The sequence below is a fragment of the Paraglaciecola arctica BSs20135 genome (assembly GCF_000314995.1).
Lineage (GTDB): Bacteria > Pseudomonadota > Gammaproteobacteria > Enterobacterales > Alteromonadaceae > Paraglaciecola > Paraglaciecola arctica.
The window spans coordinates 142,465-158,346 of sequence record NZ_BAEO01000010.1 but is presented as its reverse complement, the minus strand read 5'-3'; the positions used below and the strand labels follow the sequence as shown (position 1 = coordinate 158,346).

11 protein-coding genes are annotated in these 15,882 nt (G+C 39.8%); 7 read left to right on the top strand and 4 right to left on the bottom strand.

Annotated features, from left to right (window positions below):
* Positions 1–220: 220 nt before the first annotated feature.
* The 7 genes from GARC_RS04105 to GARC_RS04075 all read left to right on the top strand — a co-directional run bounded on the left by GARC_RS04105 (position 221) and on the right by GARC_RS04075 (position 10,465).
* Complete coding sequence (locus tag GARC_RS04105) at positions 221–1,729, top strand: alanine/glycine:cation symporter family protein (protein WP_039988713.1); 1,509 nt, start codon at positions 221–223, stop codon at positions 1,727–1,729.
* 11 nt (positions 1,730–1,740) lie between these two features.
* On the top strand, positions 1,741–2,646 hold the full coding sequence (locus tag GARC_RS04100) for a LysR substrate-binding domain-containing protein (protein WP_007617046.1): 906 nt from the start codon (positions 1,741–1,743) through the stop codon (positions 2,644–2,646).
* 3 nt (positions 2,647–2,649) lie between these two features.
* Entirely contained in the window at positions 2,650–3,966 is a 1,317-nt protein-coding gene (locus GARC_RS04095) for an alkaline phosphatase (RefSeq protein ID WP_039988659.1), read from the top strand.
* Between the two features lie 981 nt (positions 3,967–4,947).
* On the top strand, positions 4,948–5,592 hold the full coding sequence (locus GARC_RS04090; protein ID WP_007617040.1) for an RNA polymerase sigma factor: 645 nt from the start codon (positions 4,948–4,950) through the stop codon (positions 5,590–5,592).
* On the top strand, positions 5,592–6,746 hold the full coding sequence (locus GARC_RS04085) for a FecR family protein (RefSeq protein WP_007617038.1): 1,155 nt from the start codon (positions 5,592–5,594) through the stop codon (positions 6,744–6,746). The genes GARC_RS04090 and GARC_RS04085 overlap by 1 nt, the downstream gene beginning before the upstream one ends.
* Before the next feature lie 141 nt (positions 6,747–6,887).
* Positions 6,888–9,977, top strand: a complete 3,090-nt coding sequence (locus tag GARC_RS04080; RefSeq protein ID WP_007617036.1) for a TonB-dependent receptor — start codon at positions 6,888–6,890, stop codon at positions 9,975–9,977.
* A 203-nt stretch (positions 9,978–10,180) separates the two neighbouring features.
* Positions 10,181–10,465 (top strand): hypothetical protein, encoded by a 285-nt coding sequence (locus GARC_RS04075; protein ID WP_007617035.1) that lies wholly within the window; start codon positions 10,181–10,183, stop codon positions 10,463–10,465.
* A gap of 49 nt (positions 10,466–10,514) precedes the next feature.
* Here GARC_RS04075 and GARC_RS04070 read toward each other — a convergent pair whose 3' ends face one another.
* The 4 genes from GARC_RS04070 to GARC_RS25845 form a co-directional block, all read right to left on the bottom strand.
* Positions 10,515–11,849, bottom strand: coding sequence for a sensor histidine kinase (locus GARC_RS04070; protein ID WP_007617032.1), 1,335 nt, complete (start codon positions 11,847–11,849; stop codon positions 10,515–10,517).
* 15 nt (positions 11,850–11,864) lie between these two features.
* A complete protein-coding gene (locus GARC_RS04065; RefSeq protein WP_007617030.1) occupies positions 11,865–13,205 on the bottom strand; it encodes a sigma-54-dependent transcriptional regulator in 1,341 nt (446 codons plus the stop codon).
* A gap of 16 nt (positions 13,206–13,221) precedes the next feature.
* A complete protein-coding gene (locus tag GARC_RS25850; RefSeq protein WP_007617028.1) occupies positions 13,222–14,439 on the bottom strand; it encodes an ABC transporter permease in 1,218 nt (405 codons plus the stop codon).
* Between the two features lie 77 nt (positions 14,440–14,516).
* Positions 14,517–15,872: an ABC transporter permease gene (locus tag GARC_RS25845; protein ID WP_007617025.1), complete on the bottom strand. Its 1,356-nt coding sequence runs from the start codon at positions 15,870–15,872 to the stop codon at positions 14,517–14,519.
* Positions 15,873–15,882 lie beyond the last annotated feature (10 nt).

The window sequence follows — 15,882 nt, the reverse complement described above, 5'->3', positions numbered from 1 at the left end:
TACCTAGCAGATAGTCAAGTCGCAGTGGGCGTTAATGCGGACTTATTTTTGAAATTAATTATAATCTAGTATGCATTGAATGTATTTGTTAAGCGGCATTATTTCAATTATTTTGATGTGATACATTCAGAATAAGTAAAAGTATGAATGTTTAGCCTTGCTGTACGTTGTTATAGTAATACTCGTTATTATTTAATTTATAGAGTGAATGACGTTACTGATGCAACAACTAGTAAATGAAATTAATAGTATTATTTGGAGTCCCGCACTTATTTTCCTTTGTTTAGGTGCAGGAATTTTCTTCTCAATACGCACTCGAATGATGCAAGTGCGGCACTTTTCTGAAATGTGGCGCTTGTTAATGTCAGGTAAAAGTTCAGAAAAAGGGATTTCATCTTTTCAAGCCTTAGCAGTGTCACTTTCTGGCCGCGTAGGCGCGGGTAATATTGCGGGGGTCGCCGCCGCTATAGGTTTTGGTGGACCGGGTGCTATTTTTTGGATGTGGGTGGTGGCATTTTTTGGTGCAGCCACTGCTTATGTAGAATCTACATTAGGGCAAATATATAAAGAAGAGCATGACGGTATTTATCGAGGAGGACCTGCCTATTATATTGAAAAGGCCATGGGACAAAAATGGTATGCCTGGATTTTTGCTATTGCCACCATAATAGCGACAAGTATTTGTTTGCCTATGGTGCAATCAAATACAATAGGCGCAGCTGTAGAACAAGTCTTTGGAGCATCAGAGTCACTGGATACGGTATTGGGTACTATCAGTTACGCAAAAATTTATACCGCAATTGCTATTGTCACTTTACTTGGTTTTATTATTTTTGGTGGCGTGAAACGTATAGCGCATTTTACTCAGGTGGTTGTGCCATTTATGGCGTTGATTTATATACTTATTTCAATGGTTATTATTGGTTTGAATATTGACCAATTACCTAAAGTTTTTATGATGATTGTTGGTGATGCCTTTACACCCTTAGCTGGTTTTGGTGCCGCTGTAGGCTGGGGGGTGAAGCGAGGGGTGTACTCAAATGAAGCCGGCCAAGGCACTGGTCCCCATGCAGCCGCGGCGGCTGAAGTAGCGCATCCAGCGCAACAAGGTTTAGTCCAAGCTTTATCGGTTTACATTGATACCTTATTTGTATGCTCGGCAACTGCTTTTATGATCTTGATAGTTGGCGCTTATAATGTACATGGCCTTGGCGAAACGTTCATTATACAAAACATTTCTACCGATGTAGCAGCGAATAGTCCGGCCTATACACAAATAGCAGTTGAGCACGTTTTTGCGGGAAGTGGTAAGCCTTTTGTTGCTGTTGCTTTATTCTTCTTTGCTTTTACTACCTTGCTTGCTTATTACTTTATCGCTGAGAATAATATTTATTATATTAAGCGTACTTTTAAAATTCCTGGTGCGTTATTTTTTCTTAAGGTTGTCATAGTCACTACTACTTTTTATGGCACCATAAAGGCAGCCGATATAGCCTGGGGCATGGGCGATATTGGAGTAGGTCTTATGGCGTGGTTAAATATTATTGGTGTTTTAATTATATTTTTCATGTCAAAACCAGCAATAAAAGCCTTAAAAGACTATGAAGCACAGCAACAGGCAGGTGTGAAAGAATACTCCTTTGATCCGCTTAAATTAGGCATAAAAAATGCCGATTTCTGGGTGGCAAGGCTAGCCGCTAAAAAATCCAATAAACCCAGTGAAAGCTAGGCTGCCTAATAATGGATATAAAGCTAACTTGGCTTAAAGATTTTTTAGCTCTCGCTGAAACAAAGAATTTTTCCAGAGCGGCTAAATTAAGGTTTTTGAGCCAGCCAGCCTTTAGTCGGCGCATTCAATCACTTGAAAATAATTTAAATTGTAATTTAATTAATCGTTACAGTCAGCCCGTCAGATTAACTGAGCAAGGCATTATTTTTGAAAAAACAGTGAAGACGATCTTATCTAAGCTTGATCATTGTTTTGCACAACTTAATTCTTTATCTATTGAAAGTGCTCCGGTAATTTTTGCTGCCACTCATACCTTATCTACTGGCGTCTTTCCAACTGTATTACAACATTTGAATCAACAGCCTTCCAAAATCAACACTAAGTTAAAAGTTGCAGATGCTGATGACTGCATTGAAATATTATTAACAGGTCAGTGTGACTATTTAATCGCTTTTAGTGATCCTAAGTTAAACGATCTACAAGTGGATTCTATTTTATTAGACAGGGTTCAATTATTACCTGTATGCAAAGCCGATAGTTATGGGCAGCCAATTTATAAATTAATCAATAAAAATCAGAAATTACCTTACTTAGCTTACCAACAAAACATCTATCTTGGCCGTGTTGTAGCACAATTGATTAACCACAGTATTGATGGGCTGGATTTACATAAAATCATCGAATCCTCAATGGCGGACAGCTTGAAAATGATGGCCTTGAAAGGGCTAGGGATAACTTGGCTTCCTGAATACTGTATTCGAGATGAATTGGAAAATAAACAATTAGCGCTGTGTGACCCAAGTAAATTCCAACAAACTTTAGATGTGAAGATTTATAGAAATAAAAAAGAAAATTTGTATTTAGAACCTGTTTGGCAATGTTTTAAATCTTTATGTAGTCAAAACAACCTAGGATAAAAAATGAAACGATTTTTGGCGGTAATCTTATTAACAGGTTGCACTGCAACAGCTAACTCTGTAGTTACAAGCAAGGAAATAAGTGTTGTATCCAATAACACTCCTAAAAATATCATCATGATTATTGGAGATGGAATGGGCCCAGCCTATACCACAGCGTACCGTTATTTTGTTGATGATCCAGACACGCCGAGTATCGAAAAAACCGTATTTGATCGTCACTTTGTGGGCATGGCTAGTACTTTTCCTGCTCGGGAGTCGGGTTATGTTACGGATTCTGCTGCCGGTGCCACAGCACTAGCAACAGGTGTAAAAAGTTATAATGGTGCTATTAGTGTAGATTCAGATAAAAGACCACTAACTAGTGTTTTGACATTTGCCAAAGCAAAGAATAAAAAGATTGGTGTTGTGGTTACATCTCAAGTTAATCATGCAACTCCAGCTACGTATTTAACACATAACGAAGATCGTAATAACTACAATCAAATAGCCGATAGTTATGTGGACGATGGTTGGAAAACAGATGTGCTCTTAGGGGGCGGTCTGAAATATTTTCACCGGGAGGATCGTAACTTAATTGAAGAGTTTAAAAAAGATAACGGCCATTTCATCAATCATTATCAACAATTATCTGATCTACCTGATAATAAACCTGTATTAGGTTTGTTTGCTAATATTGGTTTGCCATGGGCCATAGATGATAAACAAGCTAATCGCCTAAAAACTATGACTAAGGCGGCAATCAGCGCGTTATCTAATACTGAAGGTGGTTTTTTTCTGCTTATTGAAGCGTCTCAAATCGACTGGGGCGGGCATAAAAATGATATAGCAACCGCTATGGCTGAAATGCATGATTTAGCAAAAACATTAGAATATTTAGAAGTATTTGTAGCTGAAAATCCTGATACTTTAGTGGTCTTGACTGCTGACCATAGTACTGGAGGTTTGAGTCTTGGGGCTAATGGTAAATATGAATGGGAGCCCAAAGTATTAAGACAGATGACCATGTCGCCACAGGCCATAGCTCAAAAAATAACAGAGCAAAAACTCAACCAACAAACACTCAATACTATGTTGAATTTTGAACTCACAGATGAAGAATATGCGTTGTTATATGAAATTGAGGCAGCTGATTTAGTCAACGCGATCACTATCAACATACGACAAATTATTGATGGTCGGACTAACACTGGCTGGTCAACGTCTGCTCACAATGCGGTAGACGTACAAGTATTTGCCTTAGGAAATAGTAAAAATATCTTTTCAGGATCACAAGATAATACCGATATTGCCAAAAAACTATTTAAGTTATTAAAATAATCTCCTGATTTAGATGATTGTTTAGCCGCTTATTTGAAGCTGTCGCTCTGGCGATTGTAATTTAAGACTCTTTAAACAAAGTGGCACGAAGGGTCTTGGTGGCGAGTAGATGATGAATAGTATCGTTACAATAGGTATATTCTTGTTGAGGAATGTTGGGATTAGTAATAATTTATTGGAATACAAAAAACTTTAATTATAACAAGCTCCTATGATAGAACCACCGATTATATTATAAACAAGTATAAGGACATTGAGTCAGCCACTGAATATCTCGCTTATGGTCAACACCGCACCAGTAATGAATTACTTTGATTAATTCTTAGATTCTCTTATAGTTTTTTTACTTAGAGTAAATACTTGAACCGATATTTCAACAGAAACTTTACTGCATTTAGCATTGGAACATCTTTTATATTTATGAATGGAGTTTCATCGTTTTTGGATTTTATAAATTTCACAAAATACGTAGTTCTATATTTATCATTGTAAAAGTCTATAAATATCAGTGTTTAAACATCGGGTTGATGTTATTAGCTCAGCCAGCCTAGCCTGACAAAGTCAATTTTAGTGCCGTTGGTTTTTTGTACAGGCGAGTCTTCTAATATTTTGACCAGCGTTTCTAGGGGAGTGGTTTTATTGGGGTAAAGGTTTCAACTGTCATGAAGATATCTTAAGCAAAGTAATTACGGTGATTATACGATAGTTTTGCTGTCTGACGAATCTTAAATCAGATGTTAGGTGTTTATTTTGTTGCTAACTGATGTAAGTCTTTCGAGGCTTGGGTTATACAATAATCTAAGAAGTGGTTGTCACTAGTAATAATAGATGTTTGAAAATGAGGTGCGCTTTTATATTAATTTAAAAAAAAGCATTGCTGCTATAGCGGATTTTCCCCAGTCAAGAGTTATACTTTATGGATGGGTGTTCGATCTATATAAATAGATGGTTGCACCTGTGATTTGTCACTAGGGACACTACATGAAAAAAGACGATGAGTTGAGGGCTGAAGACGCCTCGTCACACTCTAAAGCCAATAAAAACGCGGTGCCTCGTTTTAGTATACTTGCTGAGTTTAGAAACAATCAGTTATCCTTACGTAATTTTATCGCCCGATATATGGTGTCTTCCCACGATATTGAAGACGTTTCCCAGGAAACTTTTCTGCGTGCTTATAAAGTTGAAAAAGAACGCAAAATTGATTTTCCTAAAGCTTTTTTGTTTCGCATCGCCAAAAATTTGATGTTATCCGAATTTAGCCGCAAGACACGAAAAATTACAGATTACATCGATGACTGTGATGAGTTCGACGCTGCATTTAACACTGAAACTTTAGAGTCGGATGCCATGGCTCAGCAAAAGGTCGGGATTTATTGTGAAGCCGTTGCAGCCTTACCTGCACAATGTCGGCGAGTGATTATTATGAAAAAAGTGTATGGCATGCAAAACAAAGAAATCGCCAGACGTTTAGAGCTATCTGTTAGCACAGTGGAAAAACACCTTTCAAAGGGGATCAAACAAAGTAATGCGATTATTTCTCAGCGCTACAGTGGGGAAAAAATGACCTCTAGGGTTGACGGTAAACATTCTGAAGCACAGGTGTTTGATGTTAGGAGGGAAAAATAATGAGTAACTTGACCGAGTTTCCAAATATTAACCTAATCGAAGAACAGGCCTGTGATTGGATAGTTAAACTGGAAGGCGATGAACCACCTACAGCCAAAGAAATCGCTGAATTTAAGGCATGGGTCGCGCAAAGCCCAAGGCATAAGTCAGTACTGTTAAGTATGGCGAATACTTGGGGTGGAATGGACGTATTAAGCGGATTGAGTGTGCCCCACGGTAAACTTTCAAAAATCACTAAGTTTAAAGACTGGTTATGTTCACCTCTGAACACGTTAACCGCGTTGCTTGGCTGGATTAAAAAAGTACTTGGCCATGCCTGTCGCCCTATCATTGCCCTGCCAGCATTGGCTTTGATTTTTACATTAGGTTCATCTGCTTGGTACGTGGTTAATCAAACCCCTGTTCACAGTAATATTTACTTAACATCTTTAGGAGAGCATTCGGTGCACACCCTCAAAGATGGATCTTTATTGTGGTTGAACAGTAATACCCAAGTAGAGGTTAACTACAGTAAAACCAAACGTAAAATCATGTTGCTAAAAGGCGAAGCTCATTTTGATGTTGTGCCTGACCCTCAGCGTCCTTTTGAGGTTTATGCTGGTAACCGAATGGTGCAAGCCGTAGGAACCGCGTTTTCTGTTTACCGTCTTAAAGACAGAATACAAATCATGGTCACCGAAGGTAAAGTCGACTTAGCCATAGTAGAGGATGCGTTGGTGTTAACTCCTGAGCTAACAGCGCTAACAAATAACTCGCAAACTCGAAAAGAACGAAATACCACAACAGAAAATGAACCTGTGATTAAAAAGATATTGACGTCACTTACAGCTGGGCAAAGTGTGATGATCCCCGCGGTATCAGATGATTTGGTCGACCCAGTGGTTACCCATGAAAGAGGAGAACTTGCGCGTAAATTATCGTGGTTACAAGGCAAACTAATTTTCGCCGGTGAATCTTTAGATGAAGTAGTGCAGGAAGTTAGCCGGCACACTCCCATAAAGATTGAAGTGGCCGATCCTGAGCTGAAAAAATTACGTATTGGCGGGCAGTTTCAAGCAGGTGAAACCGATGCCTTATTTGACGTATTAGAATCTGGTTTTGGTATCAAAATCACCCGAGTAAATAAGCGTTATGTGCAATTGTCTGCTAAATAAAAATATGTGGAATAAATTATTTTCACAATAACGTCACACTTAACTAGCGGTTTTATCACCGTCAAAAGTTATATCTCTTCGAAAGCTGCTTTATGGCATTTTTATGACATCAAGCAGCTAGTAAGGGGAGTGACGGGTTTTATGTGTTTATTGTTGTTTACCACCTTTGGTATGGCTGCTGAACAAAAAAAATACCCATTTGCCCTTCCCGTGCAATCACTAGCTACATCGCTAAATGCACTGTCGAATCAAACTCAAACCTTGGTTCTTTTCCCTTACGACTTAGTAGAAAACCGCAAAGGAAACGCCGTCAACGGCCAATACACTCTGGCAGAAGCAATTAATATATTGTTGCTCAATACAGGATTAGTTGGTGGCATTTCCGAAAAAGAAGTCTTGATGATTAGCCAAAAAAGCTCATCAATACCTACTAAAAAATTCGAAGAGGAAGACATAGTGAAGAACCAAAAAAGTATACTTGCCAGCGTTATCGCATTATTGTTCTCGGGGGCAACTGTTAGTAGTCATGTTAACGCTCAAGAGACAGATAAACAAATTGAAGATGTAGAAAAAATTGATGTGAGAGGTGTGCGAGGAAGTATTAATCGTGCCTTAAGCGAAAAACGACTCAATACCGGAATTGTTGACAGTATCAGTGCTGAAGACTTAGGTAAGTTCCCAGATAATAATATTTCAGAATCATTACAGCGTATTCCTGGTGTGACCATTGAACGGGATTTTGGAATAGGCTCAACCATTAATTTGCGGGGGTTAGGTCCTGAATTCACTATGGTGCAAATTAATGGTGTGTCGTCTACATCGTCTGGTTTAAGTGGGCAGTTAGATGCAGAAGGTGGCCGTGAGTTTGATTTTAGTTTGTTGGCCTCAGAGTTATTTAGCCAAGTAAATATTTATAAAACCACTTCAGCCAAACAAACTGAAGGTGGTTTAGCCGGTGTGGTAAACCTAGAAACCCCTAGACCTTTTACCTACGACGCTAATCAACCTAAGTTTACTAGCGCAATTCAGGGCAGTTATGGCAGTCTTTCTGAAGATAAAACCCCAAGAGCATCGATGTTCTTCAGTAATAATTTTGATGATGTATGGGGACTAGCTGCATCCGTTGCCTATTCTGAAGTCGATACCGTAGTCAACGAAAGTGGTACTTGGAAGTACGCCAGCTTAGGGCAGAACATTGAATACCGTGCAACGGGCGGCGATGTACACACTGCACCTAATTATGGTGATGCGATGATGCCTGATGATCCCCGCTATTTACGTAATGATATTAACCGTGAATCTTTAGGTACCACCTTAACTCTGCAATACAATGCATCAGATGATTTGCAATTTACCTTCGATAATATCTATGTCACGTCAGACAGTTTACGAGAATATAACCGGATTGACGCCACGTTAGAGTGGGACATTGGCGGTGAGCCAACCAGCGCAGTGTTAGAAAACATTGACGGCCAAGACTACATCATCTCTGCGGCATTTCCGAGAGTCAGAAATCGTGTAGGCACGCAAAATATTGATAGAGAAGAAACCTTCGCTTCACATGTATTGAGCGCTGACTGGTCGGTTTCTGATTCGTTAACTATTCGTCCTTTAATTGGTTATACCAAACGCACAGGTGAAGAAGAAACCTATCTTTATTCTTTCTATAACCGTATAGCCACTCAAGTGCAAAGAGCCGGTGCCGGTTTTGAACTTTACCCAGTTGGCAGTTCAGCTGAATATTATGGGGATCAAAACAACGCTGAAAACTTTTTGTTTAATGTGGTATTCAGTAAAGATCGTCAAAACGAAGATGCTGAGTTAGTGGCCAAGGTAGACTTTGAGCAACTGTTAGATTTCGAAAATTTAGTGAGCATAGATTACGGTTTTTTGGCCAGTGATCGTGAGAAAACTAGAAACTATGATTTTTGGGCCATGGGTGACAGTGCAGTGCAACATATGAATCCCGAACATTATGCAGATAATGAAGCTGCATGGGGAGATTTCTGGGGTAACGGCCCAGCACAAGGGCAAGATGATTTATTGGCTGGTGCAGGCATGACACTTGCCGCAGTTTTAGGTGAAAATCGCGATTATTCAGTAGACGGGATCAATGGCCCTAGCTCGCTACTATATGCTGATCACGCCCTGATGCAATCAACTTATATGCAAGGTTTACATGGCTATGATGTGGCTAATAATACTTATAAAGCAGAAGACAGTGCTGCGGGGTCTTATGGCATAACAGAACAAACAAACGCCGCATATGTTCAAGCTAATTTTGAAACAAAAAATGCAGATTTTAATATTGGTTTACGGGTAGTGAAAACTGAAATTGAATCTGAAGGTTCCCTGCTTGAAAACGGTGGTATATATCCGGTTACCTACAAGAGTAGTTATACTGAATTCCTACCCAGTTTTAACTTAAGTTATCAACTGTACGACGATGTGCTTTTGCGAACAGCCTATTCTAGAACGATGACACGCCCGCCACTAGCGAGCTTGTCACCTGCAACCTCCATAGATGCGTCACGCCTTGAAGGTAAAAAAGGCAATGTGAATTTGTTACCTTACACGTCAAATAATATTGACCTAGGTGCAGAGTGGTATTTTGCCGGCGAATCTTTGGTAGCCGCGGCAATCTTTTACAAAAAGATTGATGCACTGGTAGAAAACACTGTATCGACCGAAGTGGTTACTTATCGTCAACAGATATCAAACGAACAAGTGACTGGCCCGATTGAGTTTACGCAACCAGAAAATGGTACCGATGCCGCAGTCAAAGGGTTAGAACTTAGTTTTCAGAGCCCACTGACCTTTGTGTCTGAAACCTTAAGTGACTTTGGTACCATCTTAAACTTCACTTATACGGATAGTGCGGCATCTTTTGCAGAAGAAGGGGATATTCGCAGTACAACGCTGCCGGGTCTTTCTAAAAATAGTTATAACGCTGTTGTGTATTACGACAATCAAACCTTCGATGCTCGTTTATCGTATGCATGGCGTAGCGACTATGTTGACTATTTCCCAGAAGCGAAATATCAAGATGACTATGGTCAACTAGACTTCTCTTCAAATTACAATATTACCGACAACCTCTCGGTGCAATTCGAAGCACTCAATTTGACCGACGAGCAAGTGGTAAAAATGCAATCTAACAATCCACAGCTAGCGATTAGCTTAGAGCAATTGGAACGCAGAGTAATGTTTGGGGTAAGGTACTCAATGTAGCAAGCACCATTCGGCGAGCAGGTAAACTGCTTCGCCGAATAATATTTATAGCGGATCCCAGTTCTTAAAGTTGGGCTGACATACTTTATAATGTGAATTCAAGAATAATTTGAGTCGCGGCTTGATAAACACTAAATAAATTACCTTCTTTTAAATCTCTACTCAGTTATCATCTAAGAAAAAGTAATTCAGTGGAACACAATATGAACTTAGACAAGTCGCAAAAACGTATCAGTAAGCGGGTTAAACGTGGCTTTCATGGTTATCCGATGATCAGTATTCAGTACTTTGGGCCTAGTGAAACATTAGCAACAAAAGTAGAAGTGGGCTTTATTCAAGAAGAAAATGCCGAGCCTATGCTAGAAACCTTTAACAGCGAAACGGATATTCGTGTGGATGAGACAGTACAAACAACTATCATTAAAATTATTGATCGTGTGGATGCCAAAACGGTGACGCTGGAAGATAAGGTACAATTACTCAAATAACTATATTGGTTGCTTGTTTTGTACCTATTCAGATATGAAAACTCCAAGCTTACTGAGTAGTTTTTTTGGCTTGGTTTAGCCCCAAGATAAAGGATACTCCTAACCCTCCTTCTTTGCGGTTTTCTAGTTTAAGTTTGCCGCCGTGGGCAATGACTATCTCATTACATAGTGCCAACCCCACTCCAGTACCTTTGGATTTTGTGGTGTAAAACGGTAATAGAGCTTGTAGAAGTTGTTGTTCTGTCATGCCTTTACCTTGGTCGGTCACTTCAAAAGTAATTTGCTCAGCTGTTTGATATACATTGAGTAATATTCCATCTAAGGCTGAGCCTGATTCTTTGGCATTTTTAATGAGGTTTATCAAAACTTGTTCAATTTGAGCTGGGTCACAAAATAGTGTTTCGGCTTCAAACCGGGTAACGGTTTCAACGGCACATAATTGGCTGATGGTTTGAATAAAGGGTCTGAGTTCAATTACTGCTTTGTTCGGTTGCGGTAAGCGCGCAAAGTGCGCATATTGTTCGATAAATTGATGTAAATGTGCACTGCGCCTAGAAATAGTGTCTAACATGTCTGGTAACATATGTTGATTTTCGCCAGAGCCTATTATCTTTTTAGCCGAGTTGGTCAGTGAACTAATAGGCGCCAATGAGTTGTTTAGTTCGTGGCTGATTAGGCGAATAACCTGTTTCCAAATTTCACTTTCTTTACGGGACATATCTGAAGTGAGGTTTTTATATAAATACAGATTATGTTGTTGTTTGTTTAAGGTGAAAGATTGATAGTTGAAGTGGTAAACAATAGTCTCGTCATTTAACTTTTCGGTGATTAAACCATCTTGTTTATTGGCAGTCGCTTCCATTAATGCCTGTGGCATATGTTGGTAAATATCTGCGAACTTCATGCCCTCTAAGGCTTTTTTCTGGTTGAGCAGGTTTTTTGCGGCAAGGTTACTGTAGACAATATGATCATGATTGTTGGTCAATATTAATGCAACAGGGGTGGACTGGATCACTGTGTCGAGTAATAACTCTCTTTGGTAAATCGCCATACGTTCATCACGCATGATTTTTGCCAAGTTATTATAGGTGTCGATGATCAGACTAAATTCAGAATATTGTTGATTGTCTATGGTGATACTGAAGTCTTTGTCGTTGAAGGAGTTAACGCCAATATCTAACGCCAGCAACACATCTTTAATAGGGTTTAAGGCGCTGAATACTGCTATTACAATCGCTGCGTTGCCAAGCAATAAAATTCCCATAATCCACAGACTAGGTTGTTCCATTAATTGAATGACAAAGCCTAACAATATCAGTTGAATAATCATTACCAACAGCACATTACCGAGCAAGTTTTTTCTGAGGCTAGTTTGTCTTTTCACTGCTAATAAAAACCTTTATTCATATTGAATATTAAATTTTTTCATGCGTCGATATAACGCCGAGCGGCTTAATCCTAGCGCCTTGGCCGCGTCTGAAATGACGCCACCAGATGACTTGATAGCTGTTATTACGTCTTGTTCAGTCACATCTTCTTTGGGCGCTAGCTTGGCGGTGATTTTTAACTCAAGACCTAAATGTTGTTCGGTTATTATGCCATCCTTACATAAAAGTTGAGCGCGTTTTAGGGTGTTAAGCAACTCCCTAATGTTACCTGGCCAATCATGGGCCAATAACAATTCACGACTTGAGGTGCTGAGTTGATATTGCCCCGCTAGCAATGAATCGACTAAAGGAAAAATGTCTTCTTTACGCTCGTTTAATGGGGGCAATTTTAAATTGATGACGTTGAGTCTGTAATACAAATCTTCCCTAAAGTTTCCATCAATAATGGCTTGTGGGATATCGGTATTAGTAGCGCTGATGATCCGAACCGACACTTTAATGCTTTGACTGCCCCCAATACGTTCAAATTCGCCTGTTTCTAATACTCTCAGTAATTTGGCTTGCCCTTGCATCGACAAATTGCCGATTTCATCTAAGAATAAGGTGCCGCCATGGGCTCTTTCAAAACGCCCTATACGGGTTTTATTGGCGCCGGTATAACTGCCAGCCTCAGCACCAAAAAGTTCTGCTTCGAGTAAGTCTTGGGATAAGGCACCTACATTGACCTTAATAAAAGGCCCATTTTTACAGCTTGAATTAGCTTGCACCACTTCGGCTATTTTTTCTTTACCTGAACCATTAGGACCAGTGATTAAGATGGGCACATCGGCTGCGGCAACTTGGGTGGCCATTTGTAATAACTGCAACATGGCATCACTACGAAATTGCATGGCGCATAAATCATATTCTTGTTCTAGCTGCAATTGTTGGCTGTGCTTACGTTTGGCTCGCTGGCGCTGTTGATCTTGTAACTCGTTGAGTTCAAGTAAGTTATTGACTGTGACTAATAGTTTGTCGTCATCCCAAGGTTTAGCGAGATAGTCGGCAGCGCCCGATTTAACCAGCTCCACTGCGGTTTCAAGATGAGTCCAAGCGGTGATCAATATAATAGGAATATCAGGGGTGATTTGACGTATATCGTTGAACAGTTGCATGCCTTCTTCACCTGAGGTGGTATCAGCTGTGAAGTTCATGTCTTGGATCACCAAATCAAAATGTTGTTGTTGCAGTTGCGCTAAGCCTTCTTCTGGCGAGTAAGCTAAGCAGCATTGCAGTTTGTTTAGGGTAAACAACACCTGCAATGCTTGGGCAATATCTTGATTGTCATCGATGATGAGTATGTTGGCATTCATTTTAGTATGGGTACTCTTATGCTGCTCGGGTGACAATAGCAGGCTCTACGTTAGCTGCCTTTTTTGCCGGGAAATATACTGCTAACTGATTGATTAATAGTATAAAAAAAGCAGTAGCGAAAATATAACTCATATCCAGTATGTTGACACCACTATCTTCGGTAAGCACAAAAGCAAATACAATACTTAATACTAAACCGGTCAAGATACCAATAGAAGTTAGTATGCCGTTTTCCAACATAAAATAACGCACAACGTCCCATTTAGTTGCCCCTAATGCGCGCCTAGTGCCGATTTGTTTTTGTCGTTGGGTGACTAAAAATGATACAAGTCCAGCCATGCCAAAGGCGGTAATTAACAATAGTATAATACTGATCACTAATAACATAATGGCGTGGCTCCCGCGCCCATCATACATGCGCTTTTGGGTACGGGTTAAGACTTCGACTTGATTTATATAACGACCGTCTATTTGGTATAACTGGTTACGTACAGTTTCTAGCAACCCTTCGGCCATACCATCTTCGACTCTGATCAAATAACTTGGATCTTCTCTGTTTTGCCAAGTGACTAGCGGCTGTAAAACTGTGCGATAGGATTGGCCAAAATAGTTGAGCCGTTCACCGTTCATAAAATTGCTATATATGCCAATTATCTCGACAGGTGAAGCGCCTTTAGCTAACCAGATGGTTTTGCCTAACGCATCGCCATCTGGGAACAAAGCCTTCGCCATATCTTCACTTACCATCACAATAGGGGGAGTTGCGTTCAGTTCATCCTTTTTGCCTGTTACGATTTCATTTTCTCTGAAAAGACGTCCTTCAATCAGTGAAAGTTGTAATACTTCATGAAAGTTAGCATCGCCAGTAAAAATGTTGGTATCGTATTCTTGGGCTTCATTTGTCGCATCTAAATAAACTTTTTGGATACCTTGAGCGTCAAATGGTCGTTGCGTGACAGGGCTTGCGTTTATGACGCCTGGTAGTGCCTTAATTCCTGCTAAGTCATCCACCACACTTTGGCGAACATCAACATCCAAGTCATAAAATTGTGGTACGGCTGAGATTATATTATCGTGAGGGATACCTGAAGGTAGGTTCCATTCTTTTAGAGTCGAGGTTGTCATTAACAATGAACCACTCAACACAGTGAGTGTGATTGCCACTTGGATAATCACTAACATAGCAATGGCTTTATTGTGTTTGATACTTAATAAAATCGGTCTAAATTCCATAGTGTTCACCTAATCTATTGATGCCGCTAAATATAGAGCGGCTTTACATAAGGGTAAAAAGTAAAAGGGAAAATACATCATTGTGCTTTTAACTGACTGGCTGGCGACACGTTGCAAATCCGCCATATGGGATACAAGCCGACTAAGAGGGTACAGCCGACTGATACAGAAAAAGCCATCATAATCATTTCCCAATCCATTTGGTGATAGGGCATTAGGTCTGCAGCAGTGCGCATGTAGTCACTGGCGTATAAATTGACTCGTAACATAGCTTGTAAACTTAGGTATGTCACTGCTATACCGAATAAACCACCTATGACACCAATCAAAATCACTTCAATTAGGTGTTGTTGCAAAATGGTACGTTTTTTAGCCCCTAATGCCCTACGTAAACTTACTTCTTTAGTGCGGCGCATAAATTTGGCTAGTAAGATACTCACTGCGTTGATTAGACAAACTGCAAAAAACATATAGCTGATAACACCAAGCATTTGCTGCCTTCCGCCCATGCTACTAATAATGCTCAGTTGCTCATTAATATTGGTTAGAAAGTATTGGTTTTTACGTGGAAAACGTCCTAGGAGTTTTTGGGAATCAATATATTGGCCAAGTTGTGTTTGATAATCCTCTTTGGTGTTATTGGGTAATTTCGCCCAAAAGGTGATCCAAGCGCACTCAGAGGTTTTTAACTCCGTCAGGTAATTGTTAGTAAATTTTCTAGGATTTGTTGTGGTTGACCAACAATCAAAACGCGCGTTGCGAGGAAAATTATTGTCAAAAGCAAAGTTGCTGGGTATTAATCCTTGATCTGGAAAGGCTTGGTAGTAACTGCGATCATAGAACTTTCGTGCTAAAAACCAGTCGTCTAATACACCAATAACAGTCAACACTTGGGTGTTGAGTCGTACTTGTTGGCCTACACTATTTGTGCCACCAAAGAGGTAATCGTTACTTTTTTTGGTTAAAACAATAACGGCTTGAGCAAATTGGTCGGCGTCACTATCCCAAGCTTTACCATATAAAAATGGCACTTCAAACATGTTAAAAAAGGCATGATTAGTCGCCACTATTGATGAGCGTAGCGGCTGAATATTTTGCTCCTCTACGTTTAAAATACCGTAGCTATTCCAAACTAAAGTTTGTTCTGCACCAGCCATATTTAAATTTAGTAAATTGTTAGTATCCTGATAAGTGAGGTCAACCATTTCATTAAAGTTTTCAGCATCGTCAGCTGTCACTTCGCGATTATCCAACTGCACCAAATGAATCTGTTGACTGATATGTGGGATAGGAATTTTTCCAGCTTGATGGGCTAACGTCAGCGTGGTCATAAATAGACCTAGTCCAATAGCAATGGCAGCCACCATCAGTATGGTTAAGGATGGTCTGTCGTTGAGGCTTTTAAAAGCCAGTTTTGCGTTATATGCAAACATTTTATGGCTC

Excerpts from the sequence above, each read along its gene's own strand:
- GARC_RS04105 (WP_039988713.1), top strand. The coding sequence starts at position 221 with ATGCAACAACTAGTAAATGAAATTAATAGTATTATTTGGAGTCCCGCA.
- GARC_RS04100 (WP_007617046.1), top strand. The coding sequence starts at position 1,741 with ATGGATATAAAGCTAACTTGGCTTAAAGATTTTTTAGCTCTCGCTGAA.
- GARC_RS04095 (WP_039988659.1), top strand. The coding sequence starts at position 2,650 with ATGAAACGATTTTTGGCGGTAATCTTATTAACAGGTTGCACTGCAACA.
- GARC_RS04090 (WP_007617040.1), top strand. The coding sequence starts at position 4,948 with ATGAAAAAAGACGATGAGTTGAGGGCTGAAGACGCCTCGTCACACTCT.
- GARC_RS04085 (WP_007617038.1), top strand. The coding sequence starts at position 5,592 with ATGAGTAACTTGACCGAGTTTCCAAATATTAACCTAATCGAAGAACAG.
- GARC_RS04080 (WP_007617036.1), top strand. The coding sequence starts at position 6,888 with ATGTGTTTATTGTTGTTTACCACCTTTGGTATGGCTGCTGAACAAAAA.
- GARC_RS04075 (WP_007617035.1), top strand. The coding sequence starts at position 10,181 with ATGAACTTAGACAAGTCGCAAAAACGTATCAGTAAGCGGGTTAAACGT.
- GARC_RS04065 (WP_007617030.1), bottom strand. The coding sequence starts at position 13,205 with ATGAATGCCAACATACTCATCATCGATGACAATCAAGATATTGCCCAA.
- GARC_RS25850 (WP_007617028.1), bottom strand. The coding sequence starts at position 14,439 with ATGGAATTTAGACCGATTTTATTAAGTATCAAACACAATAAAGCCATT.
- GARC_RS25845 (WP_007617025.1), bottom strand. The coding sequence starts at position 15,872 with ATGTTTGCATATAACGCAAAACTGGCTTTTAAAAGCCTCAACGACAGA.